The sequence below is a fragment of the Bacillus sp. PK6-026 genome, assembly GCF_054161455.1.
This window is the reverse complement of the sequence record NZ_CP096418.1, coordinates 1,812,944-1,838,774: the sequence shown is the minus strand read 5'-3', so window position 1 is coordinate 1,838,774 and position 25,831 is coordinate 1,812,944. Positions and strand designations below refer to the sequence as shown.

General features: G+C 46.8%; 22 protein-coding genes. All 22 read right to left on the bottom strand.

The window, feature by feature from the left end; translation table 11 throughout:
- Positions 1–12 precede the first annotated feature (12 nt).
- Positions 13–2,622 carry a DNA mismatch repair protein MutS gene (mutS, locus tag M1D59_RS09330; protein WP_101560851.1) on the bottom strand — a complete coding sequence of 870 codons (2,610 nt, stop codon included), beginning with the start codon at positions 2,620–2,622 and terminating at the stop codon, positions 13–15.
- Between the two features lie 110 nt (positions 2,623–2,732).
- Positions 2,733–3,281, bottom strand: a complete 549-nt coding sequence (gene cotE, locus M1D59_RS09325; protein WP_020451464.1) for an outer spore coat protein CotE — start codon at positions 3,279–3,281, stop codon at positions 2,733–2,735.
- Between the two features lie 243 nt (positions 3,282–3,524).
- Positions 3,525–3,956 (bottom strand): RicAFT regulatory complex protein RicA family protein, encoded by a 432-nt coding sequence (locus M1D59_RS09320; protein WP_020451463.1) that lies wholly within the window; start codon positions 3,954–3,956, stop codon positions 3,525–3,527.
- 1 nt (position 3,957) lies between these two features.
- The gene (gene miaB, locus M1D59_RS09315) at positions 3,958–5,487 is read right to left on the bottom strand and encodes a tRNA (N6-isopentenyl adenosine(37)-C2)-methylthiotransferase MiaB (RefSeq protein WP_101560850.1); all 1,530 of its coding nucleotides are present in this window, start codon (positions 5,485–5,487) and stop codon (positions 3,958–3,960) included.
- Between the two features lie 143 nt (positions 5,488–5,630).
- Positions 5,631–6,806 (bottom strand): glycine C-acetyltransferase, encoded by a 1,176-nt coding sequence (locus M1D59_RS09310; protein ID WP_020451461.1) that lies wholly within the window; start codon positions 6,804–6,806, stop codon positions 5,631–5,633.
- A 14-nt stretch (positions 6,807–6,820) separates the two neighbouring features.
- Complete coding sequence (gene tdh / locus M1D59_RS09305; RefSeq protein WP_095290538.1) at positions 6,821–7,864, bottom strand: L-threonine 3-dehydrogenase; 1,044 nt, start codon at positions 7,862–7,864, stop codon at positions 6,821–6,823.
- 124 nt (positions 7,865–7,988) lie between these two features.
- Positions 7,989–8,909 (bottom strand): dipeptidase, encoded by a 921-nt coding sequence (locus tag M1D59_RS09300; RefSeq protein WP_020451459.1) that lies wholly within the window; start codon positions 8,907–8,909, stop codon positions 7,989–7,991.
- A gap of 105 nt (positions 8,910–9,014) precedes the next feature.
- The gene (gene spoVS, locus M1D59_RS09295; protein WP_003181955.1) at positions 9,015–9,275 is read right to left on the bottom strand and encodes a stage V sporulation protein SpoVS; all 261 of its coding nucleotides are present in this window, start codon (positions 9,273–9,275) and stop codon (positions 9,015–9,017) included.
- A gap of 201 nt (positions 9,276–9,476) precedes the next feature.
- Positions 9,477–10,274, bottom strand: coding sequence for a TIGR00282 family metallophosphoesterase (locus tag M1D59_RS09290; RefSeq protein WP_020451458.1), 798 nt, complete (start codon positions 10,272–10,274; stop codon positions 9,477–9,479).
- Positions 10,275–10,360: 86 nt separating this feature from the next.
- Complete coding sequence (gene rny, locus M1D59_RS09285; RefSeq protein WP_020451457.1) at positions 10,361–11,920, bottom strand: ribonuclease Y; 1,560 nt, start codon at positions 11,918–11,920, stop codon at positions 10,361–10,363.
- A gap of 341 nt (positions 11,921–12,261) precedes the next feature.
- On the bottom strand, positions 12,262–13,308 hold the full coding sequence (recA, locus tag M1D59_RS09280; protein ID WP_020451456.1) for a recombinase RecA: 1,047 nt from the start codon (positions 13,306–13,308) through the stop codon (positions 12,262–12,264).
- 168 nt (positions 13,309–13,476) lie between these two features.
- A complete protein-coding gene (locus tag M1D59_RS09275) occupies positions 13,477–14,727 on the bottom strand; it encodes a competence/damage-inducible protein A (protein WP_020451455.1) in 1,251 nt (416 codons plus the stop codon).
- 19 nt (positions 14,728–14,746) lie between these two features.
- A complete protein-coding gene (pgsA, locus tag M1D59_RS09270) occupies positions 14,747–15,328 on the bottom strand; it encodes a CDP-diacylglycerol--glycerol-3-phosphate 3-phosphatidyltransferase (protein WP_003181921.1) in 582 nt (193 codons plus the stop codon).
- 66 nt (positions 15,329–15,394) lie between these two features.
- Complete coding sequence (locus tag M1D59_RS09265; RefSeq protein ID WP_020451454.1) at positions 15,395–16,297, bottom strand: helix-turn-helix domain-containing protein; 903 nt, start codon at positions 16,295–16,297, stop codon at positions 15,395–15,397.
- 17 nt (positions 16,298–16,314) lie between these two features.
- On the bottom strand, positions 16,315–17,106 hold the full coding sequence (locus M1D59_RS09260; protein ID WP_003181917.1) for a YmfK family protein: 792 nt from the start codon (positions 17,104–17,106) through the stop codon (positions 16,315–16,317).
- A gap of 247 nt (positions 17,107–17,353) precedes the next feature.
- Positions 17,354–17,611 (bottom strand): DUF3243 domain-containing protein, encoded by a 258-nt coding sequence (locus tag M1D59_RS09255; RefSeq protein WP_020451452.1) that lies wholly within the window; start codon positions 17,609–17,611, stop codon positions 17,354–17,356.
- A 70-nt stretch (positions 17,612–17,681) separates the two neighbouring features.
- A complete protein-coding gene (ymfI, locus tag M1D59_RS09250; RefSeq protein ID WP_020451451.1) occupies positions 17,682–18,413 on the bottom strand; it encodes an elongation factor P 5-aminopentanone reductase in 732 nt (243 codons plus the stop codon).
- A gap of 87 nt (positions 18,414–18,500) precedes the next feature.
- Complete coding sequence (gene yfmH / locus M1D59_RS09245) at positions 18,501–19,787, bottom strand: EF-P 5-aminopentanol modification-associated protein YfmH (RefSeq protein WP_020451450.1); 1,287 nt, start codon at positions 19,785–19,787, stop codon at positions 18,501–18,503.
- A complete protein-coding gene (gene yfmF, locus M1D59_RS09240) occupies positions 19,784–21,064 on the bottom strand; it encodes an EF-P 5-aminopentanol modification-associated protein YfmF (protein WP_020451449.1) in 1,281 nt (426 codons plus the stop codon). The genes yfmH and yfmF overlap by 4 nt, the downstream gene beginning before the upstream one ends.
- Before the next feature lie 139 nt (positions 21,065–21,203).
- On the bottom strand, positions 21,204–22,409 hold the full coding sequence (locus tag M1D59_RS09235; protein WP_149208610.1) for an MFS transporter: 1,206 nt from the start codon (positions 22,407–22,409) through the stop codon (positions 21,204–21,206).
- A gap of 137 nt (positions 22,410–22,546) precedes the next feature.
- Positions 22,547–23,272 (bottom strand): GntR family transcriptional regulator, encoded by a 726-nt coding sequence (locus M1D59_RS09230; RefSeq protein WP_020451447.1) that lies wholly within the window; start codon positions 23,270–23,272, stop codon positions 22,547–22,549.
- A gap of 132 nt (positions 23,273–23,404) precedes the next feature.
- Positions 23,405–25,753 (bottom strand): DNA translocase FtsK, encoded by a 2,349-nt coding sequence (locus tag M1D59_RS09225; protein WP_023857194.1) that lies wholly within the window; start codon positions 25,751–25,753, stop codon positions 23,405–23,407.
- Between the last annotated feature and the right edge of the window lie 78 nt (positions 25,754–25,831).

Below are 25,831 nucleotides of genomic sequence, written 5' to 3'. Positions count from 1 at the left end.
ATCACCTCTTTATTACTTTAATTTTTTTTGCAGCCTGTACAGTTCATTCATGACTTGTATAGGCGTCATATCGAGCAGATCCATCGTTTTAAATTCGGCTAAAACAGCCTGCTCTTTTTTGGAGAGCTTCGTCTCTTTTTCTTTCGGCTTGTCCGTTTCAAAAAATGACAGCTGGGCCGGTTGATCTGCAACAGTTGCCGCGACTTCTTCCGCCGCCTCTTTTACCGTATTCGGAGCCGTTGATGGAACCGCTTCTTTGGCGCCGGATTCAAGCTCTTTCAGGATCGTTTTCGCCCTGCTGATCAAACCGTCGGGCAATTCGGCAAGCTGCGCGACATGGATACCGTAGCTTTTATCTGCTGCGCCTTCTTTTATCTGGTGAAGGAATACGACCTTTCCTTCGTATTCTTCCGCACGAACGTGAACATTCTTCAAGTCGGCAAGCTTTTCTTCAAGGGATGTCAGCTCGTGATAGTGAGTGGAAAACAAAGTCTTCGCGCCGATGTGCTCGTGAACGTACTCGATGATCGCCTGCGCAAGCGCCATTCCGTCGTAAGTAGACGTACCCCGGCCGATTTCGTCAAATAGAATCAAGCTGTTTTTCGTCGCATGAACGATCGCATTTTTGGCTTCAAGCATTTCCACCATAAACGTGCTCTGTCCGGATATAAGATCATCCGCAGCACCGATTCTTGTAAAGATCTGATCAAAGATCGGCAGCACCGCTTTTTTGGCAGGAACAAAACAGCCGATCTGCGCCAAAATGGAGATCAGCGCCATCTGTCTCATATACGTGCTTTTCCCTGACATATTCGGCCCGGTGATTAAAAGCATCTGTCTGCCTTTACCCATTTCGCAGCTATTCGGAACGTAAGACTGGCTGTCCATCACCTTTTCTACGACCGGATGCCGTCCGTCGATCACCTGAACGACGTCCTCGGAAAACTCCGGTTTAACATAGTGGCGGCTTTCGCTGATCGTCGCAAAACATTGGAGCACATCAAGCTCGCTCATCATTTTTGCCAGCTGCTGCAGGCGCGGAATATATTCCTTCACCTTGCTGCGAAGCTCGGAAAACAGCTCATACTCCAGCTCGCAAATATTGTTTTCCGCTTCGAGAATCAGCGCTTCTTTTTCTTTCAGCTCCGGCGTGATGTAGCGTTCTGCATTGGTCAGCGTCTGCTTCCGTTCATAGCGGCCTTCTTCAAGCAGATGGATGTTGGCTTTCGTCACTTCAATATAATAGCCGAACACCTTGTTAAAGCCGACTTTTAAAGAACGGATTCCCGTGTACTCGCGTTCCTGCTGCTCAAGCCTTGCGATCCAGTCCTTTCCGTTCTTGCTTGCGTCCCTGTATTCATCCAGCTTCGCGTGATAGCCGTCTTTGATCAAGTTCCCCTCTTTTAATGAAAGCGGCGGATTCTCGTATAGCGCATCTTCCAAAAGATTCAAAAGATCGCCGCACGGATCGATTTTCTCGGCGCGCGCTTTTGCTTTCGGATGGTCGAGGGAGCCGACAAGCTGTTTGATGGCCGGCACTTGTTTCAGCGATTCCTTTAGCTGGATCAAATCTCGGGCATTGACGTTGCCGTAAGCGACCCTTCCGGCGAGCCGCTCGAGATCGTATACTTCCTTCAGCCGTTCGCGCAAATCTTCCCGCTCAAACAAATGGGCGATCAGCGTTTCGACGATTTCCTGGCGCTCTTCAATCTGTCCCTTTCTGATCAGCGGCCTGTCGATCCATTGCTTTAACAGCCGCCCTCCCATTGCCGTTTTCGTTTCATCCAAAAGCCAAAGAAGCGAGCCTTTTTTGTTTTTCGAACGGATCGTTTCCGTCAGTTCAAGATTGCGTTTCGAATACAAATCGATTTTCATCGCTTCTTTGAGCTCGTAAGCCTGAACGTTTTGAAGGTGGTCAAGGCTTCTTTTCTGCGTTCGCTTCAAGTAGACGTAAAGCCTCATAAACGTATCGACAAGCTCTTTGGACGCCAGACAGTTCACAATGTCAGGCCATTCATCTGCTTGTTCATCCTCGAAAGAGATCGTGGCGCCGCAGCGCTCTTTCAGCAGCGCGACATCTTTCTCGTCAAAGTTGCGGCTGACGACGATTTCCCTTGCTCCGACAGAGTAAATCTCGGAAACGACATCATCAAGCCTTTCGATAATCGTCACTAAGTTCTCGCCCGTCGTCAAATCAGAAAAAGCGAGCCCGTATGTATGCTGAAATTCACTGACAGAGGCGATAAAGTTGTTTTCATTTTCATGAATTCCTTTTCCGTCCATCACGGTGCCGGGTGTGATCAGCTGCACGACTTCCCTTTTGACGACTCCTTTGGCCGATTTAGGGTCCTCCACCTGCTCACAGATCGCGACTTTATAGCCTTTTTTAATGAGCTGTTCGATATATGAAGAGCATGAATGATAAGGAACCCCGCACATCGGAATTCTTTCGCTCGATCCACCGTCTCTGCTCGTCAGCGTGATTTCGAGTTCCTGAGACGCCTTTTTGGCATCTTCAAAAAACATTTCATAAAAGTCTCCAAGACGAAAAAATAAAAAGGCATCCTGATACTCTGCCTTAATCTTTAAATATTGCTGTATCATAGGCGTGTAGCCTGCCATATTTAATCCCTCACTATGTATAAACGTTTCTATTGATTCCAACACTCATTATACCATAAAGATTCATGCTGAAAAAAAAGAAACTAGGGTGGTGTTTCCCTAGCTTCCTTTTATTCTTCTGGATCTCCGACCAAAAACTCCGGATTGATGTCCTCAAGTTCTTCATCAAGTTCTTCTTCCCACGCCTCTTCCTCATCGCTTTCCGTCCAATCAGAATTGACCTCAACGACGACCTTCGTCTCGCCGACAACCTCTGATAAAAATTCCCTTTCCGCCTGTACAACCACTTTGTTTCCGTTCGGAGAAATGGTCACTTCAAGGCAGTTCGGCTGCTGAAGCACCTTCGCAATCACTTCGTGTTCATCATCTAAGTAATTTTTGTCGCGATACCGGAGCTTAATAACATCAACATAGGAAACGCGTTCTGTCACAACTTCGGTTTTGGTGTTGTCCGCATATGAATACCAGACGTTGATATCATATGTCCCTTCAATTTCCACGGTTTTTCCGATTTTTTCGGCGTCATACTTATGATTGATAATCCAACCGCCTAAAATACTGGTTGGCTTTTGCGAAGGGGAGATTGTATGAGTGGACTGGGTGAATTTCCGGCCTTTCGCGACCACCGCTTTAGTAATAATTTCCCTGTATTCAGACATTCGGTCATGCCTCCTTGTTTTTCCTCGTATTATCCTATGCTGGGCATTCGTCTAATGTGCGTTCCTTGAGAAATCAAAATAACATCCCATATAATGAATCTGTTTAAGTGTATGCAGATAAAAGGATAAACTTGACTTAAATCAGAAAAGAAAAAGACAGACCGAAAACCGAATCTTTTCAATTAGCCGTCGCGGCGGGAAATTGCATTCAAAAAAACGACACCTTTAAAAGGCGCCGCCAAATTATAGAGAACAGCTCGGTGATGAATTTTTTACTCTTGAACCGGTCTCGCCTTTCAGCAGGTCTCCACCGGTTGATGTGATGATCTCGTTTGTCACTTGGTTTGATATTGTATGCGCGACGAGCTGAAGAAGGTCGTTGACTTCCATTTGGGAGTCTCTGAACTCTTGAATGATCGGGATCTCGTCAAGCTCTTCCTGAAGCGCGTCAATCTTTGCTTCCGTTTGTTTAAGCGCTTCGTGCTTTTCGTAATGTTTAAAGTTGACGGCTTGCTTTTGCAGGGCTTTGATTTGGTTGATAATGCCAGTTATTTTGGCATTCTCATTAATCTGTGCCTCCGCTTTTTTGAAAAAGTCGACTTCTTCCGTTTCGGCAATCATTTTTGCGAGCTCCCGCGCTTTTGCAACAATCTCTTTTTTCGTATAAAGCGTCACTTTATTTCACCTCGATTGCTTCTCCTACCATTTCTCCGTCAAGCGACCAAGTTTTCGCCTGGTGGATTTTCACGTTGACAAGCTGGCCGATCGCTTCTTTTGGTCCTTTGAAGTTAACAAGCTTGTTTTTCCGTGTATAGCCGGCAAGGATATCAGGGTTGTTTTTACTTTCACCCTCTACTAACACTTCGACAACCTGCCCCTCATATTCCTTCATTTTCTTCGCGGAAATTTCGTTGACCACTTCATTTAATCGCTGAAGCCGTTCTTTTTTCACGCGCATCGGAACATTGTCTTTCATTTTTGCAGCTGGCGTTCCTTCGCGAGGCGAGTAAATGAACGTATAGGCGCTGTCAAATTCAACTTCTCTGTATAAGGAAAGCGTTTCTTCAAATTGCTCATCAGTTTCGTTCGGGAAGCCGACGATAATGTCTGTTGTTAAAGACGCGTTCGGCATCGCTTTTTTAATTTTGGCGACAAGCTCGAGATAGCGTTCCCGGTCGTATTTGCGCGCCATAAGTTTCAAGACATCCGAGCTTCCGGACTGAACAGGCAGGTGGATGTGGTCCAGAAGGTTCCCGCCTTTTGCGAGCACATCGATCAGATGATCGTCAAAATCACGCGGATGGCTTGTCGTGAAGCGGATTCGCGGAATATTGATTTTGCGGAGCTCATCCATCAAGTGTCCGAGTCCGTATTCCATATCCTCGAAATCTTTGCCGTAAGCGTTGACGTTCTGTCCGAGAAGCGTGATTTCTTTATAGCCTTCAGCCGCAAGTCGTCTCACTTCCTGAATGATTTCTTCAGGACGTCTGCTTCGTTCTTTTCCTCTTGTGTACGGCACGATGCAGTACGTACAGAACTTGTCGCAGCCGTACATGATGTTGACCCAGCCTTTAATTTTGCCGGTGCGGACTTTCGGAAGGTTTTCAATGACATCGCCTTCTTTAGACCACACTTCGATGACCATTTCTTTTGACAGATAAGCTTCTGACAAAAGTTCCGGCAAGCGGTGGATATTGTGTGTACCGAAAATCAGATCGACGAACGGATGTTTCTTTAAAATCCGGTTGACGACTGATTCTTCCTGGGACATACATCCGCATACGCCAAGGATCAAATCCGGATTGTCTTTTTTCAAAGCTTTTAAATGGCCGATTTCACCGAATACTTTGTTTTCCGCATTTTCGCGAATGGCGCATGTGTTTAACAGAATCACATTAGCGTCTTCAGTCGAATCCGTCGGCTCATAGCCGAGGGTCATGAAAATACCGGCCATGACTTCTGTATCGTGTTCATTCATCTGGCAGCCGTATGTGCGGATGTAGAACTTCCGTCCTTCACCCATCCCTTTGTACTGCTCGGAAATTTTAAAATCGCTATGGTATTTAACCTCTTCTTTGCCGCGTTTTTTCGCATCTTTTAAGGAAGGCGGAACATAAACAGCTTCGAAGTACTTGCTGTAATCCTTCTCGGATTTTTTGTCCGATGGATTGACCTGTCCGCTTTCAATGCGCTGTTTCTCATTCATGTTTTTGATCTCCTTTCAAACAAAGCTCCACTCTTCAGTATAAAGGTTCTGGGTTGTCAGCACAACCCAGAACCTATCATTGTACACTAACTGAAAATGATTATCAATGGTTATTTGCTTTGTTTAAAAAGAAATCGACGAGTTTAAAGCAGACCCGCTTTTTTGGCGCCGGTTTCAATGATTTCAAGGGCTTTATCAAGTTCTTCTTTCGAATGCTGGGCGGTCATGATCGTTCTGATCCGCGCTTTGCCTTTCGGGACGGTCGGAAATACAATGGCCTGGGCAAATAAACCGAGCTCGAAAAGCGTGCTTGAAAAGCGGCATGCCTCGGCTTCATCACCTATTAAAATCGGCGTGATCGGCGTTTCGCTCTTAATCAGCGGAAGGCCGATTTTTTCAAGCTCTTTTTTGAAGTACGAAGTATTGTCCCAAAGCTTTTTAATTAATGAAGGTTCCTCCATCAGCACATTGACCGCTTCAATGCATGCCGCAGTGACGGCCGGCGGATGGGAGGTACTGAAGAGAAACGGTCTGCCTTTATGCTTTAAATAGTCGATCAGCACCTTGGAACCGGCCGCATAGCCTCCTAAAACACCGATCGCCTTGCTGAGCGTGCCGACTTGAATGTGAACCTTCCCGTCCAGCCCGAAATGGTGAACCGTTCCGCGTCCGTTCTCGCCGAGAACGCCGGACGCATGCGCGTCGTCGACCATGACAAATGCGTCATACTGTTCAGCGAGCCGGACGATTTCGGGAAGCGGCGCGATGTCTCCGTCCATCGAAAACACGCCGTCTGTAACGATAAGCCGCATTCTGTAATTCATTGATTTTTTTAAAATCTTTTCTAAATCTTCCATGTCCGCATGCTGATATACTTTTTTGCCCGCTTTGGTAAGTCTGATGCCGTCAATGATGGAAGCATGGTTTAATTCGTCTGAGATGACGATATCATCTTTGGTAAGAATGCTTGAAAGAATGCCTTGATTTGCGGTGAAACCGGACTGGAATACGAGCGCAGCTTCAGTATTTTTAAATGAAGCGAGCTTCTTTTCGAGCTCATCATGCATGGTGAATGTTCCGGCTATTGTCCGGACCGATCCCGTTCCAGCTCCGTACCGTTTTACCGCCTCTTCGGCCGCTTTTTGGAGGCGCGGATGTGACGTCAACCCGAGATAGTTATTGGATGAAAGCTGAATGATGTCTTTTCCCTTCATTTTGACAGTTGATCCTTGCAGCGATTCGATGATCGGCAGTTCCTGAAAAGTTCCGTTTTCTTTCATTGTATCAAGCTCGGAAGCTAAAAAATTAAATTCTTTCATATCCATCTCTCCCTTCACGGTATCAATACGACTTTTCCGCATTGCCCTTTTCTCATCAGTTCAAAGCCTTTTTCAAACTCTTCCATCGGGAAACGGTGGGTGATGACAGGCTTGATTTGAATCGTACCGGACTGGAGAAGACCGCTGACCTGCCTCCACGTTTCAAACATTTTGCGGCCGGTAATTCCCTGAACCGTCAATCCTTTAAAGACGATATCATTTGTCATATCGATGCATACGGGATGCTCGGGCAGACTTAAGACATGCACCCGCCCTCCGTTCGCAGCCATTTTTAAACTTTGGCGGATGGCCGTCGGATGGCCTGACATTTCGCAAACCAAGTCCGCCCCTTCACCGCCTGTTAAAGCGCTTACATTTTTGAGCGGATCTTCTTTTTCAACGGAGATGATATCGGTTGCCCCCATTTGCAAAGCAAGGTCGAGCCTGTATTCGTTTTTATCGATGGCGATCACTTGTGACGCGCCTGACGCTTTTGCAACTGCCACGGCCATCAATCCGATCGGTCCGCAGCCGACGACAGCGACTTTCACTCCAGCTGTCATTCCCGTCAGAACCGTATGCACGGCGTTTCCGAGCGGTTCTTGAATAGAAGCGAGATCCTCAGGCATGCCGTCCGGATTTTTCCAAATGTTTGCGGCAGGCACTTTGACATATTCAGCAAAACAGCCGTCTGTATCGACACCGAGAATCAGCGTTTTTCTGCAGACATGCTCTTTTCCGGTCAAACACGGCAGGCACTTTCCGCAAACGATGTGCGTTTCTGCCGAAACATACTCCCCTTCTTGTACCGCAGTCACATTTTCCCCCACTAGTACAACCTCGCCGGAAAATTCGTGGCCAAACACATAAGGCGGTTTCACCCTGCTTTTCGCCCATTCATCCCAATTATAAATATGGACATCCGTTCCGCAAATCGATGCGGCTTTGACTTTGATCAGCACCTCGTGTTTGTCGATCTTCGGTATCGGGACGAGCTCGAAGCTGGCGCCTGGCTCCCCCGGCTTCTTGATAAGCGCCTTCATATTTCCGTCCAAGATGAACAGACCCCCTTTGCAAAATCGCTTTACAAAAGGATTGTAGCACGATAATTCATATTGGTAAACACCTGTGTCCTCCTGATAAAAACAGATGAACACCCTCTGAAAAATGTATGATATTTTTTTAAAATGGGATGCGGCTGAAGAAATTTTGAAAGAGAAATCCGTCGACTTGACTTGGTGTATATGAGCGCTGCAAAGCTTCGATCAGATTCCCGTAATCTTTGTGGGCTTCCAGACCCGGAATGACCCGGTCGATGCCGTCAAAATCAGATCCGAATCCGATATGCCGCTCACCTCCCAAAGAGCAGACATGGTCAATATGTGAGAGGATATCTTTGATCACAGGCGTTTTTCCGTTTCTCACGAATTCAGGGACAAATGTCAAGCCGATGACGCCGTTCTTTTCAATAAGCGCTTTGATTTGATCGTCTTTTAAATTTCTCGGATGAGGGCAAAGGCTGTGCGCATTCGAATGAGAGGCGATCGGATACGCTGCCGTTTCAACCGCACCCCAAAAGCTTTTCTCTGATAAATGGGAGAGATCGGTCCATGCCCGGTTTTTGTTCGCCTTGCGAATCAGCCTTTCCCCATAAGAAGTCAAACCTGCGTTTCTTTCTTCTAAAGCGCCGTCTGCGAACGTATTGGCCCAGTTCCACGTCAGGCCGAAACTTCTGACTCCGAGCTGAAAAAAGATGTCAAACAGCCTTAAGTTTTTTGAGATCGGCTCACAGCCTTCCATCGTTAGAATGATGCCGGTTTCATCGCTTTTGAGCTTGTCGATATCGGCTTTATGTTTGATCAGTTTGATCCGCTTGTACTTTGCAATTTTTTCGTGAAACAGCCGGATCTGCACGAGCGCCATTTCAAGCCTTATTGTGTCGGGTACGGTTTCGGGCAGAAAAATCGCCAGACACTGCACTTTCGCCTTTCCGTTTAACAGAGCCTGAACCGGCGTTTGAAGCGACGGGTCACTGTACTCATTAAGCTTCGGATTTTTCCACAGCTTCAGCAGCAAATCAGAATGGGCATCAAAAATTTTCACGTTCATCCTCTCCCGGCTGCATTTTTCAAAAACGGCTAAACCAAAAACAACCCGCTTACGTGAAAGTAAGCAGGTTGAAGCATTTGAAAAAGAGTGATTTTTCTATCAGCGAGGCTCTACGATTAGCTTAATCGCTGTTCGTTCTTCACCGTCAATTTGAATGTCCGTAAACGCCGGAATGCAAATCAGATCGACACCGCTCGGTGCTACAAATCCCCGTGCAATCGCTACCGCTTTAACAGCCTGATTTAATGCTCCGGCTCCGATTGCTTGAATTTCTGCAGCTCCTCGTTCCCTCAAGACTCCTGCGAGCGCACCTGCGACCGAGTTTGGATTTGATTTTGCTGAAACCTTTAATATTTCCATTCCTGCTCCCCCTTAAGTTTACAATGGATAAGTGAGTGTTCATTAGAACAATCATTATTAGATGTTGCTATTTTCAAAGCCATCCCCTTTTAATTGCTTTTCAAAAATAGCAGGGTACCTTCCATTTTTACTATATTCACTATAGGACCGGGATATTCCTGCTTTCCTTTTAATATTTTTCTAAAATGATTTTCTGTTCAGTCATTCAAAAAACATGTGGTCATCATTAATTAATATCCGGTCAATTTTAACGGCTTTCTTGTTCTGTTCGTCAATGTCAATGACAACTCCGCTCAGTGTTGTGCGGCCTTCGGCAATCTCAAAACGAACGGGCAGGCTCGTTTTAAATCGTTTGATAATCGTCTCGCGGTCGACGCCGAGAATTCCGTCGTAAGGCCCTGTCATCCCTACGTCTGTTATATATGCCGTGCCTTTCGGAAGAATGCGGTTGTCAGCTGTCTGAACATGCGTATGCGTTCCGACAACTGCTGAAACGCGGCCGTCCGTATACCAGCCGATCGCCTGCTTTTCGCTTGTCGCTTCGGCATGAAAATCGATAAAAATGAACGGTGTTCTTTTTGACGCTTCTTCTATTAATTCATCAGCTTTTCGAAAAGGGCAATCGATCGCAGGCAGAAATGTGCGGCCTTGCAAATTGATCACAGCCAGTTCCTTCGAACCGTTTGTTTTTATGTATGTGATGCCTTTTCCAGGCGTGCCTTCGGGAAAATTGGCGGGTCTGACGATCTGCGGCGCATCATCAATAAAATCAAATATTTCCCTTTTATCCCATGTGTGGTTTCCCATTGTGAGAACGTCGGCTCCCGCTTGAATGAGCTGGTGGTATATTTTTTCGGTAATGCCTTTTCCGTGTGCGGCGTTTTCTCCGTTGACGATGACGGCGTTCGGTTTATATTTCAGCTTCAGCTTCGGCAAATAGGTTTTGATCATGTCTCTGCCGGGCGAACCGACAACATCTCCAATAAATAAAATTCTCATAATTTGACCCTTTCTTTTTTAAAATAGGTTTTAATCATAGTGTTACACAAGGAAACAAAAAAATAAAGTGGCGCATTCGCACCACTTTATTTTGCGTATTCAACGGCTCTCGTTTCCCTGATCACGGTTACCTTGATGTGTCCAGGGTAGTCAAGCTCGTCCTCGATTCGTTTTCGAATATCACGCGCCAAACGATGGGCTTCAAGATCGTTGATTGAGTCAGGTTTGACCATGATCCGCACCTCTCGTCCCGCTTGTATCGCGAATGATTTTTCAACACCTTCGTACGATTCAGAGATTTCTTCCAGCTTTTCAAGCCTGCGAATATAGTTTTCGAGCGTTTCGCTTCTTGCGCCTGGTCTTGCGGCGGACAGCGCATCGGCTGCGGCCACGAGCACGGCGATGATGGAAGTCGGCTCCTGATCTCCGTGGTGAGATGCGATACTGTTGATGACAACTGGATGCTCTTTATACTTAGTGGCCAGTTCCACACCGATTTCAACGTGGCTTCCTTCCACCTCATGGTCAATCGCTTTCCCGATATCATGAAGAAGTCCTGCCCTTTTTGCGAGCGTCACGTCTTCCCCGAGCTCTGAAGCCATCAGGCCTGTCAGAAACGCCACTTCCATTGAATGTTTCAGTACATTCTGTCCGTAGCTCGTTCTGAACTTCAAGCGGCCGAGGATTTTGATTAAATCGGGATGAAGACCGTGAACTCCAACTTCAAACGTCGTCTGTTCACCCATTTCGCGGATGTAATCATCCACTTCACGGCGGGATTTCTCAACCATTTCTTCGATTCTGGCAGGATGAATGCGGCCATCCTGAACGAGTTTATCAAGAGCGATCCTGGCTGTTTCACGCCTGATCGGATCAAATCCTGAAAGGATAACGGCTTCCGGCGTATCGTCGATGATCAGATCGATCCCCGTCAATGTTTCCAATGTACGGATATTACGTCCTTCACGTCCGATAATGCGGCCTTTCATCTCATCATTTGGAAGGTTGACAACTGAAACCGTCGTCTCGGCCACATGATCTGCCGCACAGCGCTGTAAAGCCAATGAAAGAATATTTTTCGCTTTTTTATCAGCCTCTTCTTTCGCTCGATTTTCACTTTCTTTCGTCATGATCGCGATGTCATGGGAAAGCTCGTTTTCAACCCGTTCCAGAATGATTTGCTTCGCTTCATCTCGCGTCAGACTTGAAATACGCTCCAACTCTGACTGCTGCATACGAATCATTTCATCCACTTTGCTTTCCATCTCTTCAATATGTTGTTGTCGTTCATTCAGAGAATGATCTTTCTTCTCCAACATCGCTTCCCGTTTATCTAATGATTCATCTTTTCGGTCAAGGTTCTCTTCCTTTTGAAGTAAACGGTTTTCTTGTTTTTGAAGCTCATTTCGTCTTTCACGAACTTCTTGTTCAGCTTCTATCCGAAGCGTATGAATCTCGTCCTTTGCTTCAAGAAGGGCTTCTTTTTTCAACGCTTCAGCATCCCGCTTTGCGTCTCCAAGAATTTGTTCGGCTGCATTTCGCGCACCTGAAATTTTTGCTTCGGCAATGATTTTACGAACATAGTAGCCAACAACTAAACAGAATAGGCTCAGCAAAATGGAGATGAGAATTGCTAAAGGATTCATAACTTTCACCTCCTCTTGCTATGAACTTGTCTTGCTAAAAGTAAGTGTCGGCATGTACATTGTACTTCTTCTCAACATACAGAACCTTCACAGGGAGTGAAGCGGCTTCACAGCCCTTGTCAAGTTTAAATGTTTATCAATCATGTTAAGAAAAACAAGTGATACAATTTCATTGTAATTGTGTGGGAAATACTTGTCAAGCTTACGGTCTTAACGTTTCCGGATTAAACGCCTTTTCAAACGGCGCGGATGAAGGTGATGGACAAAGGAGCTGCGTCTGAATGCGCAGATGAAAGGAAAAGGCTGCCGATCGGGCCGGCAGCCTTTCACATGTTTCATGATTAAAATTCGAGTTCTTCTTGAGCTTGGGCCTCGTCTTCCTGAGCAGGAGCAACGCCTCCAGTGTCCAAACCGTAGTGCTCCCGGATCTGTTCTTGAATCATCAAAAGGATGTCCTTGTTTTCTTTCAGGAACTGTTTGGCATTTTCACGGCCTTGTCCAAGACGTTCCTCCTGATAAGAGTACCATGCACCGCTCTTCTGAACGATGTCAAGCTCTGTTCCGAGATCGATGATTTCCCCTTCTTTTGAAATCCCTTCCCCGTACATAATGTCCACTTCGGCAGTCCGGAATGGAGGGGCCACTTTGTTTTTCACGACTTTGATTTTCGTCTTGTTCCCCATGACATCGTTGCCTTGTTTCAGCTGCTCTGCGCGGCGCACTTCAAGGCGGACAGAAGAGTAGAATTTCAGCGCTCTTCCGCCTGGCGTCGTCTCAGGATTTCCAAACATGACGCCGACTTTTTCACGAATCTGGTTAATAAAGATCGCGATGGTCTTCGATTTATTGATCGCTCCGGAAAGCTTACGAAGCGCTTGAGACATCAGTCTGGCCTGCAAACCGACGTGGGAATCCCCCATATCTCCTTCGATTTCAGCTTTCGGCACAAGCGCTGCCACAGAGTCGATGACAACGATATCCACCGCTCCGCTTCTGACAAGAGCTTCGGCGATTTCAAGCGCCTGCTCGCCCGTATCAGGCTGTGACAGCAAAAGCTCATCAATGTTGACGCCCAGCTTTTGTGCATAGACGGGGTCGAGCGCGTGCTCGGCGTCGATGAACGCCGCCTGTCCGCCCTGCTGCTGAACTTCGGCAATCGCATGAAGCGCCACCGTCGTTTTACCGGAGCTTTCAGGCCCGTATACTTCAATAATCCGGCCGCGCGGGTATCCGCCCACTCCAAGAGCCGTGTCGAGCGCTAATGAACCGCTCGGAACTGTTGAAATTCTCGTTTCAGTTTGTTCGCCGAGTTTCATAATCGAACCTTTACCAAACTGCTTTTCTATTTGTTTAAGCGCCATATCTAAGGCTGCCTGACGATCACTCATTCTATTTTCCTCCTTTATCACTTCCGCTATATCTACTATACCTTGTTTGCGCGGATTTGCCAAGAAAAAAGCGAACGCATATTCGATTTTTTTAAGAGGAAAAAATCGATCTCCTAAAATGGAATGACTTTTTTCATAAGAAAGATATACCGAAAATCCGGTTTCCGCTTATTTTTCCATCATTTTCAGCAACAGATGGCAGCCGTATTTGGCAGAACGCTTTCGCACCGCAGATCTGGATCCGGCGAACTGAAATTCGAACGCTTCTTCAGCCTGGTCCTTCACGGAGATGCCGATAAACACCTTTCCTGCCGGATGGCCTTCTTGCGTATTCGGCCCGGCTACTCCAGTAAAGCTGATGCCGATATCGCTTCCTGTTTTGACTCTGATGCCTGCGGCGAGTTCTTTTGCGCATTGCGCGCTGACCGCACCGTAGCGCTGCAGCGTGTCTTCAGCAACGCCGGCCGCTGAAACTTTCAATTCGTTTGTGTAGCAGACGGCACCGCCTTTGAAATATTCGGAAGCGCCGCTCATTTCCGTCAGCCAGGTGGAAAAAAGCCCGCCTGTAAAGCTTTCCGCAGCGGCCAAGGTCATTCCCTTGCTCCTGCATGCTTTCGCAAGCTCTTCTGCAAGAGATGTATCATCATACCCGTAAAAGAACTCTCCGACCCGCTCCAGGATGAGGTCTTCCGTTTCTTTTAACAAGCGGTTTGTCTCCTTCGGATCCGCATGCTTTGCCGTGAGCCTGAGCGTGACTTCCCCGTCGGCCGCAAGCGGGGCGATTGTCGGATTAGTCTGCGCATCGATGAGATCTTCCAAATCGGTTTCAAGCTGGGATTCTCCGATGCCGAAGAACCGCAGCACCCTTGACACGATCTTTTCCTTCGAGCCGAGCTTTTCCAAAATCAGCGGCTTCGCTTCGTTTTCAAACATCGGCTCCAGCTCTTTCGGAGGTCCCGGCAAGAGCATATAAAAGCGCGATTCATGCTCAAGCAGCATTCCCGGAGCCATCCCGAAGCGGTTCGGCAGAACATCGGATCCTTCGAGGATCAACGCCTGTTTGCGGTTGTTCGGCGACATCTCCCGGTTCGTTTTTCTGAAGTAATCCTGAATCGATTCGAAGGCTTCATCGTCGAGCTTAAGAGGGCGCCCGACAACTTCAGCGATCGTTTCTTTTGTCAAATCGTCTTTCGTCGGTCCGAGGCCTCCCGAAAAAATGATGAAGTCAGACCTTTTCTGAGCTGTCTGAATGACTTGTTTAAGGCGTTCCGGGTTATCTCCCACCGCCGTGTGATAAAAGACGTTAATGCCGATTTCGGCCAAATGCCTGCTGATAAACTGAGCATTTGTATTAGCGATTTGTCCGAGCAGAAGCTCAGAACCGACAGCGATAATTTCCGCTTTTCTTTCCAACTTCATTGTTTCCACTTCCCCACGTTTAGTTCGATGTTTTTAAAGCATCCCAGTTTTTAGCGAAATAATCCCATCCTGATACGACTGTGAAAAAGACAGCCACCCATAAAGCAAGCGATCCGAACGGGAAGGATACAAGCTCAAATGGAAGATTGTGAAGCAAAAGAGCAGAGATGGCGATGATCTGAGCCCATGTTTTCACTTTTCCAAGCATGTTGGCCGCGACGACTTCCCCTGTTCCCGCAAGGACGAGCCGCAGTCCCGTTACGGCAAATTCCCGGCTGATAATGACAATGGCCATCCAGGCCGGAGCAAGATGGTAATGCACCAGAATAATTAAAGCGGAAGACACGAGCAGCTTGTCTGCAAGCGGGTCAAGAAATTTTCCAAAGTTTGTTACAAGGTTCAGCTTTCTCGCGTAATAGCCGTCAACCCAATCGGTGACAGAAGCAAAAATAAACAACAGTGCGCCGATCAAATGGGTGACCGGAATCGACTCGCTGCCGAAGGAGACAGCCCCCCACTGAAACGGCACAAGCATGATGACCATAAAAACAGGAATTAATGCGATTCTAGAAAGCGTGATTTTATTCGGTAGATTAAACATAAAGGTTCCTCCAGATATGTATGTTTTCCTAATGATGATGAACGCAAGAAAAAGTCATCTGTGCAATTAAGATGACTTTTCCTCCTTTTTATTTTGAATCGTTATGTTTTGTGTCATCACAGTCTTAGGATCGAGCTTGTAAGAAAGAACTTCTCCGTTGATTTTAATTTCAACGCCCGGCGCATATCCGATCCGCAAATCAATTTGCGATTGATCGGTAATATTCTTTTGAAAGGTTTCTCCTTTTTTCATCATTCCTTCTTTAAGGGAGCTTCCTTTCTCGTCGCGCACCCTGACCCATGAGTTTGCGTTTGCCTTTACTTCAAGCTCCAGCTTGTCGGATCCTGATACTTCATAAGTTGTGGAAGAGCCTTCGCTTGCGGTCGCTTTCATGGTCAGCTTGTCGTTCTCATCAGACTGCTGATCCTTTTTTTCTTTGTCGCCTTCAGCGCTGTCTTTCTGCGCATCCGTGTTCTGTTGATTTCCCTTTGTCAGCGGGGAATCTTTTGAGACGTCATACTTGCTTTGCGATTCCTCTGTCTTAGGCTCTTCAGCCTGCTGGTTGCCTCCGCCGTTTACAGCCTGAACGATGACGTAAATGATCGCGATCACAACGATAACGCCGGCTGCCACAAGCAGGGTAGGCAAAAGTTCAAGCGCTTTTGAGGCAGACTTGGGCAGCTCTCTCTGCGGCTTGATTGAAGAAAGCTTCTCAGAAACCTCATCATTGTAAGAATTAGGGATATCTTTTTTAAACTCTTCAAACAAGAGCTCCGAGTCGAGGCCGACAGCTTCGGCGTACTGCTTGATAAAAGCCCGCACATAAAATTTTCCCGGAATGATATCATAGTTTCCTTCTTCAAGGGCCGTTAAATACCTTTTTTGGATCTTTGTGGCCGCCTGAAGATCGTCCAATGACATCCCTTTTTCCTCTCTGGCTTCTTTCAGCCGATTTCCTAGTTCAGTCACAACAAACACCTTCCATTTTAAAAATCAAAGCCGGAAAAACCTGAATGGTCAAACATCTGCGGTTCTTCAGCATGTTCATATGTAATCACCTCATCGGGGCTGTTACGCAATTCGATGATGTAATCAAAATCGTCCATCGTATATTCCGTATTTTGCACGAAAATGTCCGGATGCTCGACAACTTTGGTCGCCGGCAGCCGCATGATCTCACTGACGAGCTGCAAATGGCGTTCAGATCCTCTTCTCGTCGACACAATGCCGTCCAAAATGAAAACATTCTCCGGACTGTACTCATCGGCAATCAGCTGGCTTCTGATCGTTTGCTTCAGCAGTGTCGAAGAAACAAAAAGCCACCTTTTGCTTGCACAGACGCTTGAAGCGACAATTGATTCCGTCTTGCCGACGCGGGGCATTCCCCTGATCCCGATCAGCTTGTGCCCGTCTTTTTTAAACAGCTCAGCCATAAAATCGACAAGCAAGCCAAGCTCGTCGCGTTCAAACCGGAACGTTTTTTTATCGTCTGCATCCCGCTGGATATAGCGGCCGTGCCTTACAGCGAGACGGTCGCGAAGCTTCGGCTCGCGGAGCTTCGTCACTTTAATCGTATCCATCGTGTTCAGAATCGATTCCAGTCGCTTAATCTGATCTATATGACGGCATTTTAACAAGAGGCCTCTTCTTTGAGTATCGACGCCGTTAATGGTCACAATATTAATTGAAAGCATCCCCAATAAAGAGGATATATCTCCCAGAAGTCCGGGACGGTTGACTTGTATTTCATATTCTAAGTACCATTCGAGCTTTGCCAAATGATAACCTCCCTACCCATCATCGTGGCAAAAATTTACCTTCCTTTATCATAAAGCATTTTGTCTCAATTAGAAAGCAGAATGTTGTGATTAAATAAGAAAAACGTCCGTTTCCCATAATCGGGAAAAACCCGCTGTAACGGCGCCTGGATGATGTTTACCCTATCGGGGCGGAAAGCAAACAACAAAAGCGGTGCCGCTGACAAAGCCGCGCCTATAAAAAAGAGAGAGTGAACACACTCTCTCCTTAATGCGAGCCGTTGTTTTCAACAAGCTTAACCATCACATTCGCAATGGCGCGCTGCTCTTCTTCGGAAGCCACGCTCCAAAGGTCCGCGAGCACTCGTTCTTGATGGTTTTTTGAATCAACCTCACCGGCCAAATAATCGCCGATCTCATATGCGAGATCTGAGATGGTTTCGTTTGACATTCCTCTTTCTTGGGCATAGTTCAAACGGTCGCCCAAAAAGTTTTTCCACTGATCCCAATTATCCAGTACGGACATATCAGGCCCCTCCATTCTCTTGAAGTTACAGCCTTATTATTCTCTGGGGGACCGCAAACTATACATGTTTTTAACAATGCCAGCCGCCATTAACTGACAAAATTTGACCCGTGATATAAGATGCCTTAGCCGAGAGCAGAAACAGCACGGCGTCGGCAACCTCTTCGGCTTCGGCGAGCCTTCCCATCGGAATCTCATCGGCGATCATCTCTTCTTCCTCTTTTGAAAACGAGCCCATCATCCTTGTTTTCACAGCGCCCGGAGAAACGGCGTTGACTCTGATGCCGCTTGGCGCAAGCTCTTTTGCAAGGGCTTTGACAAACACATTTTGCGCGCCTTTTGTCATGCTGTATAAAACTTCGCACGACGCCCCTGTTTCACCCCAAATGGAGCTGACGGCTACAATGGCACCGGATTTTTTCCTGATCATCGCCGGCAGCAGATTCCTCGTCAACAGAAACGGGCTTGAGACATGAAGCTGCACCATGTCCTGCACAGCCTCATCAGTCATGTCTGTCACAAGCCCGCGAAAGCTTTGACCGCTGTTTAAGACGATGCCGTCAAGCGCCCGCCCGCCGATGGAAGCGGAAACGGCTTTTGCGCCGCCGGGGTCGGATAGGTCGCCGTGAATGATTTCGGCGTGAATGCCGTATGTATGTGACAGCCTTTCTGCAAGTGCTGCGGCTGCCTGCTCATTTGTATGGTAATGGAGGAGAAGATCATACCCGTTTTGCGCCAGCTTTTCGCTGATGCTTTGCCCGATTCCGCCGCTTGCACCGGTGATAAGAGCGAGTTTTGTCATACTATGTTTCCACCTTTCCGTTCAAAAGAAGAAAGGTTCAGCGTGCATCGGAAAATCTCCTGACACGCTGAACTTTCAGACCTTGCTTTATGATTTTGGAACGACTTTGCAGACGGTGATTCTGTCTTCTTCGATTTCTTCCTGAATGACGCGGTGAACGTCCTCAAGCGTAATCGATTCGAGTACAGTGACGATATCAAACAGACTCGTCTCCAGAAAAGCGTACCGTGTAAACTGGTTGGCGATATACTCAGGCGAATTCATCGATTTTAAGAAATTGCCGATTTTTTTCTTTCTAGCCAGCTCCAGCTTTTCGGCTGTGATCGTTTCTTTCGCCTTGAACAGCACTTGTTTCAGCTCCTCGGCAAGCTTGTCGGGCTCAGGCGTATCGCCGCCGACAGAGACGAAACCAAATCCGTGTTCTTCAGTATAGTCATAGCTGAATGTCTCATCGATATATCCTTTTTCATAAATTCTTTCATAATCGCTGGAGCTTTTGCCGAACAGGCACTCGAGAATGAGGTTGATGGTCAGCTCATGCTTCAGCAGGGCTTCTCCCGTATTCATCGGATGAGCGCTTTTTAAACCGACGAGACATTTTGAGCTTTGAACATTCATTTTAATTTCCTGTTCTTTTTTGAATACTGCTCCAGGCTCTTCAACTTCTTTGCGAACGATTTCAGGCTGGTCTGTATACGGCTTTTTCTGCTGATTTTCGCGGACCTGGCGGATGATCGCTTCGGGATCGACCGGACCAACGACAAACAGCAGCATATTGCTCGGGTGATAGAACGTCTCATAGCATTCGTACAAAAGGTCTTTTGTAATATGCGAGATGCTTTCGATCGTGCCTGCGATATCAATCCGGACAGGATGCTCCTGGTACATGTTTTCGATCAAGCCGAAAAACAGACGCCAGTCTGGGTTGTCGTCATACATGTTGATTTCCTGCCCGATGATGCCTTTTTCCTTCTCAACCGTTTTTTCCGTAAAGTAAGGGTCCTGCACAAAATCGACGAGCGTTTCCAAGTTTTCTTCCACGTTGGACGTGCTCGAAAACAGGTAGGCCGTTCTGGTAAAGGAGGTAAACGCATTTGCCGAAGCTCCCTGCCTGCTGAATTGCTGAAAAACATCGCCGTCTTCTTTTTCGAAGAGCTTATGCTCCAAAAAGTGTGCGATTCCGTCAGGCACACGGACCATTTCTTCTTTTCCAAGCGGGACAAACTGATTGTCAATCGATCCGTATTTTGTTGTAAAGACCGCATATGTCTTGTTAAATCCTTCTTTCGGAAGAACATAGACATCGAGGCCGCCAGGCATTTTTTCGTAATATAATGATTCCTTCAGCTGTTTAAATTCGATCGTTTTCGTCAAGATGCTCCCTCCGTCCCTTTGAGAAAGTACGTTGTATCCAAATCGATTTTCTTCCCGACTTCGATAATCTCGGCTTTTCTGACGTTGTCGATTCGTCCAAGCCAGTCTTCAAGAGAAAATTCGGTTTGGGCGGCAGCCTGCTGATAAATAAATTCGACTAAGCCGTACGGTGTATCAAGCGTTTCAAGAATCTGGTTTTTAATGACCGCTTTCGTCTGGTCGATCGCTTCTTCTGTAAAGCTGCCTTTTTTCATTTCCTGGAACTGCTCCTTGATGATGTCGACGGCTTTTTGATAATTGCCGACTTCAATCCCCGACATCACCATCATCAGCCCTTTAAAGCTTTCGATTCTGGAAGCCGCATAATACGCAAGGCTGGCCTTTTCCCTGACATTAATAAACAGCTTTGAATGTGAAAATCCGCCAAACAAACCGTTAAACAGCTGAAGCGCCGGATAATCATCATCCGTAAAATGCGTTCCCGTCCGAAATCCCATGTTCAGCTTGCCTTGCTTGACATCCGCATCCTCGACGACTTCCTGAGGCTCCTTTGCGCGGATTTGCTCAAGCTTGGGAACGGGTCTCAGCTCCCGCTCGTTTACTTCGAAGTATTTGGAAATGTACGAATCCACCTGCTGTTCATCCACATCCCCAACGACGTAAATGTCGAGCTGGTCTTCTGTGACCGCTTTTTGATAAGCTTCATACAGGCTTTGAGGCGTGATGCCGTCCACATCATCAAGCTCTCCGTTGACGTGAAGCGCGTATGGCTCATCTTTGCACATCACCTGAATCAGCCTCAAATTTGAATAGCGCATTTTGTCGTTATATACCGCCTGTATTCTTTGCTTTAGTGTGCGTTTTTCCTGAGACACGTACAGCGGCAGAAAAGCTCCGTCTTCAAGCGCCGGCGAAAAAATGATCTCTGACAAAAGCTCGAGCCCTTTTTCCAGAAGCGGTGTCTGATCCTTTAAAAATTTTTCGTTTGCGATATCGAGCCTGAATGTAATAACATGCATTTCCCCTTTTTTGGAGAGATCGCATGATACGGAAGTGCCGTAAAGTTCATCAAGATACATTCTGAGTTCTGAAGTTTTGGGGCGGGTGCCCGTTCCCCGCAAAAGCACATGCGGAAAAAGCGCCCTCTCTGTCACATCTTCCTTTGTTAAAGGAGCAAGCATTTTAAAAATAATCGAGACGGTTTTGAATTTTTCCGTTTTGACGATGTGGCTTGTCAATCCGCGGTGCTTTCTTTTTATTTCGTTAAGGTATGTCATATAGAACCTCCTTCGTCCTTGTTTATATTATGTATTATGACCACATTTCAGCATATGCGCTTGGACTGTATGGTTGTAATTATATCAACTGGAGGAGATTTAAGGAAACTAAAAACCTTATGAAAAAGACGGTGCAGATTTACACCGTCTTTGCCGCTTCACTTTCGTCTTCTTTCGGGTCGATATTAAACAGCACAAGCGCTAAGGCGGCTAAACCGCACAAAAGCGATACGATGAATATCAGCCAATCCGCATTTGTCATCATATAGGCGAAAACCGGCGGTCCGAGCGCAACCCCGATAAACCGCATACTGTTGTAAAACGAAGATATCGTGCCGCGTTCTTCTTTTTCAATTCCCTCGGTAATCAGCGCATCCAAAGAAGGGAGTGCAATTCCGATCCCGATGCCGCCGATGGACATAAATAAAAACAGCGGGTAAAAGCTGTGGTTCCACCACAAACCGGCAAACGACAGAGACAGCAGGACCATGCCGGTCAGTACGCAGGCCTTCATTCTGATTTTGTCGTTTCCGATCAGCTTTCCGGCAAGGTAGGAGCTGACGGAAAGGAAAAGCAGCGGAATGCTGAGAAGCGCTCCTTTTGCAATCCCGTCAATTTGATGCTGCTTCTCCAATGTATCCGACAGGTAGAAGAGAACTCCGAATAAAAGAAACATAATGATCCCGCCGATGACAAAAATGGAAACAAGCCATCGTCCTTCCCGTTTAAATATCTCCTTTACGTTTTTTGCGAAGTTTTTTAATGTTTGCTTTTCATCATCTTTGTCCTTCGGTTTGGGAACAAAGAACAAGACGAGAAAAAAGCTGGCAAGAGACACGACCGGAATAAACCAAAATGGCATGTACCAAACCCAAGATGCTAAAAAAGCCCCTAATATCGGGCTTAATACTTTACCGGCAGTATTGGCCGTCTCTATATCTCCGAGTCCCGCGCTGATTTCTTCATCATTTTGAAAAAGATCGCCGATAAACGGCATGACGATCGGCGCTGCGCCGGCTGATCCGATACCTTGAAGGACGCGCCCGGCTAAAATCATCGCAAACGGATCTTCGAAAAAAGTTGAAGCCAAACCTGCCAAAGCTCCTCCAGCTCCCGCGATTACAAGACATGGGAGCATGATCTTTTTTCTTCCGAACCGGTCTGACATATAGCCGGTAATCGGGATGCATAAAATCGCCACGATAGAGTAAACCGTGATGATCAGCGACACTTGGAACGAAGAAATGTTTAATTTTTTTTCGATCATCGGCAAAACCGGAATCAACATCGAATTGCCTAGCGTCATCACAAGCGGGACCGAAGACAGCGCAACAATGCTTTTCATGTCTTTTTTTCTGCTCAACTTTTTTTCACCCAATTCATCAGTATTTCCATCTGTTATTGTTCCGTGTTGCGGGCTTATTTATGTATGGGCGCTAATGGGCAAAAAAAAACAGCCGCTCCTAATCGAGCGCCCGTATATCAAAAACGTTTTCTGACGACGTGAAATCTGAATTTATCGGCCCGAAAATAGTTTAAAGAATATAAAACGGGCTTATCGTTTTGGTCATAATGAGTCTGTTTGAGCAGCAGCAAAGATGTTTCAGGATCGCATTCGAGAATTTGAGAAATGGTGTCGTGATACCCGATCGGCACAATATCGGCAACAGCATAGCTGATCACGGCGCCGGATTTGTCCTCAAGCCATTCAAACATCGATTCCTGCTCGTGTGAAAAGCCTTCCGGGAGGATATCCACAGGTATTTTATCAAGACAGTAGACAACAGGCATTCCATTTGCCGTTCTCACCCGCTCAAGCAAAAAGATCTCGGTTTCTTCCGCATATTGAAACCGGAGCATATCTTCTTCGGTAGGAGCGGTAACCTGTGAAGACATAAAAATGGTTCCCGGCGTCATGCTTGCCTGCTCGATCATTTTTGTGACGCTGTTCAGCTGCTCAATACCAGATAGAAATAACGGTCTGGCATTTACAAAGCATCCGACCCCGTGCCTTCTGATGATGACGTTTTCTTCTTCCAGCATTCTAAGCGCTTCACGCAAAGCCGTTCTGCTCACACCAAGCATCTTTGACAGCTCAAACTCAGACGGGAGCCGTTCATTCTCGCAAAAGACCCCATTTTGAATATCATCTTTTATCCGATCAATCACTTTTAAACATAACCGTTGATTGTCAGCTTTTATCGACATGTTTTCCCTCCGTCTGACAGATCAGATTCAAATTACCTTTAATTGAGGATAACTATATCATGTTTTGTCAAATAAATAAATAGACGTTTTCCAGTTTACATAATGAAATTATGTAAAACAAGAACTCTCTTCTTAAGAAGAGAGTTCTTCATATTGCTCTTTTGACAAGAGGACTTCACGGGGCTTTGAACCTTCATAAGGGCCGACGATTCCCCGCTCTTCCATGGCATCGATAAGCCGCGCCGCTCTTGTGTAGCCGATGCGGAATCTCCTTTGCAGCATGGACACGGACGCCGTCTGCATACTGACGACAAGCGCAACCGCTTCGTCGTAAAGATCGTCTGTCACTTCGCTGACCGTTTCCTGCGTCTCTTCTGGAATCATTTCTTCTTGGTATTGGGCTTTTTGCTGGGTGATGACGTGATCGACAACTTTTTCAACTTCTTCATCTGACAGGAAGGCCCCTTGGACGCGGAGCGGTTTGTTGGCGCCGACAGGCAGGAACAGCATGTCCCCTCTGCCGAGAAGTTTTTCAGCGCCTCCCATATCAAGAATCGTTCTGGAGTCTGTCTGCGACGATACGCTGAAAGCGATCCTTGACGGAATATTGGCTTTAATAACCCCTGTAATGACATCGACCGAAGGCCGCTGCGTCGCGATGATCAGATGGATTCCCGCCGCCCTTGCCATTTGCGAAAGCCTTGTGATCGAGTCTTCCACATCAGAGGAAGCGACCATCATCAGGTCGGCAAGCTCGTCCACGATCACAATGATGTATGGCAGCTCCGGCTGCTTTGCTTCTTCTGCGGCATTCATCCGTTTAATATAGTCGTTATACCCTTCGATATTTCTCGTTCCCGTGTGAGAAAACAATTCGTAGCGCCGCTCCATTTCGTTGACGACTTTCTTCAAAGCCTGCGATGCTTTTTTCGGATCTGTCACGACGGGCGCGAGCAAATGCGGAATCCCGTTGTAGACGTTGAGCTCGACCATTTTCGGGTCGATCATCATCATCTTCACTTCGTGGGGCTTTGCCCTCATCAAAATGCTTGTAATAATCCCGTTGACACAGACGCTTTTCCCGCTTCCTGTCGCTCCTGCAACAAGAAGATGGGGCATTTTGTTCAGCTCTGCCAATACAGCTTCTCCGGAAATGTTCCGGCCGAGTCCGATCATCAGCTTTGCATCCGGCCGGTCATTCAGTTTCGATTCGAGCACTTCTTTCAAGGAAACCATCGCGACTTCCGCATTCGGGACTTCGATTCCAATCGCCGATTTTCCGGGAATCGGGGCTTCGATGCGGATATCTTTGGCCGCGAGCGCAAGAGCCAAGTCATCACTTAAATTGACAATTTTGCTGACTTTGACGCCCACATCAGGATAGACTTCATATTTCGTTACGGCCGGGCCGAGATGAACCTGGGTGACTTTCGCCTTAACTCCAAAGCTTTGAAACGTCTTTTCCAGCTTCCTGGCATTGTCGTAAATATTCTTTTTATCCGCCTGCTGCCCTGTGTGCTTCGGCTCATCCAGCAATTGAATCGACGGAAGCTGATAATCCTTGTTTTCAAGCTCTGTGAACGTGATCTCGGGCGCGCCTGTAGCCTGCATGTCCTCACCGGCTTCAGGCTCAGGAGAATGCTCGGCAGGGGCAGGCGCCTGAGCTTCGTACGCTTGAACTTCGGGTTTTTCATCACGGTCGGAAAAGCTTGAAATAATCGGTTCTGACTGAATCACCGGATCTGGATCAAGCTCCGCTTCTTGTACAGGCTCTTCAGACACTTTCGGTTTTCTCTGCGCCTTTTGTTTTTTTCCTGATTTCTTTTTGGGCGAACTGCTTTTCAATTGTTTAATGTCTGCTAAAAAGGCCTGCCACTGGTTTTTAATGAAGGAGGCGACCGGGGTCATCCATTTGATCAGCGTCTCCTGCAACGAACGGTCCGTAATCAAAAGAAGGCCGATCAAGATCAGGAAGACGGCGATGATTTTAGACCCTGCAGATGCAAACAGAAAGTATGACGCCGCAAATAAAACGGCTCCAATCATTCCGCCTCCAAGATCAGGTGATCCTGTCTCGCCTTTTACATCCATCAGAAACAGCTCCCACGTATTTTGGATTACGCTCGGAGACTGAACGATTCCCCTTTCGGTCAAATGCTGAAACAGCTGGACATGGGAAAGAAGCAGCATGCTTGCGATGATGCAGTAAAGGCCCGCTTTTCTCCTTGTTAAAAAACTGGGTGTTTTCTTCTTCCAAAATAAAGACACACCCGTTAAAAAAAGGCCGAGAAAGCAAAGGATGAACCATTCACCGGCGAAAAAGCGGAACATGTAAATGAACGTTTGCCCTGCTACGCCAAGCTGCAAAACCGCAATAATCGAGATGGCGATACAGATTAATCCGTACAATTCAAATTTAAGATGAATCCGTTTTTTTCCTTGTTTTTGTTTCTTTGTTGATTTTCGTTTTCTTTTTGCCATGTTCCATCACCTTACTGCGTGTTAAAAAATGTAAAAACAAAGAGAAAGCAGCCTTTTTTCGGCTGCGATTTTCCTCTG

Bases quoted from the DNA above. Each gene is read 5' to 3' on its own strand.
- pgsA (WP_003181921.1), bottom strand. From the start codon at position 15,328: ATGTTTAATCTACCGAATAAAATCACGCTTTCTAGAATCGCATTAATT.
- cotE (WP_020451464.1), bottom strand. From the start codon at position 3,281: ATGTCTGAATACAGGGAAATTATTACTAAAGCGGTGGTCGCGAAAGGC.
- M1D59_RS09225 (WP_023857194.1), bottom strand. From the start codon at position 25,753: ATGGCAAAAAGAAAACGAAAATCAACAAAGAAACAAAAACAAGGAAAA.
- miaB (WP_101560850.1), bottom strand. From the start codon at position 5,487: ATGAATGAGAAACAGCGCATTGAAAGCGGACAGGTCAATCCATCGGAC.
- M1D59_RS09275 (WP_020451455.1), bottom strand. From the start codon at position 14,727: ATGAAGTTGGAAAGAAAAGCGGAAATTATCGCTGTCGGTTCTGAGCTT.
- ymfI (WP_020451451.1), bottom strand. From the start codon at position 18,413: ATGACAAAACTCGCTCTTATCACCGGTGCAAGCGGCGGAATCGGGCAA.
- mutS (WP_101560851.1), bottom strand. From the start codon at position 2,622: ATGGCAGGCTACACGCCTATGATACAGCAATATTTAAAGATTAAGGCA.
- M1D59_RS09255 (WP_020451452.1), bottom strand. From the start codon at position 17,611: ATGTCCGTACTGGATAATTGGGATCAGTGGAAAAACTTTTTGGGCGAC.
- yfmF (WP_020451449.1), bottom strand. From the start codon at position 21,064: ATGACATACCTTAACGAAATAAAAAGAAAGCACCGCGGATTGACAAGC.
- M1D59_RS09310 (WP_020451461.1), bottom strand. From the start codon at position 6,806: ATGAAAGAATTTAATTTTTTAGCTTCCGAGCTTGATACAATGAAAGAA.
- rny (WP_020451457.1), bottom strand. From the start codon at position 11,920: ATGAATCCTTTAGCAATTCTCATCTCCATTTTGCTGAGCCTATTCTGT.
- recA (WP_020451456.1), bottom strand. From the start codon at position 13,308: ATGAGTGATCGTCAGGCAGCCTTAGATATGGCGCTTAAACAAATAGAA.
- M1D59_RS09235 (WP_149208610.1), bottom strand. From the start codon at position 22,409: ATGAAAAGCATTGTTGCGCTGTCTTCGGTCCCGCTTGTGATGACGCTA.
- M1D59_RS09290 (WP_020451458.1), bottom strand. From the start codon at position 10,274: ATGAGAATTTTATTTATTGGAGATGTTGTCGGTTCGCCCGGCAGAGAC.
- M1D59_RS09230 (WP_020451447.1), bottom strand. From the start codon at position 23,272: ATGTCGATAAAAGCTGACAATCAACGGTTATGTTTAAAAGTGATTGAT.
- spoVS (WP_003181955.1), bottom strand. From the start codon at position 9,275: ATGGAAATATTAAAGGTTTCAGCAAAATCAAATCCAAACTCGGTCGCA.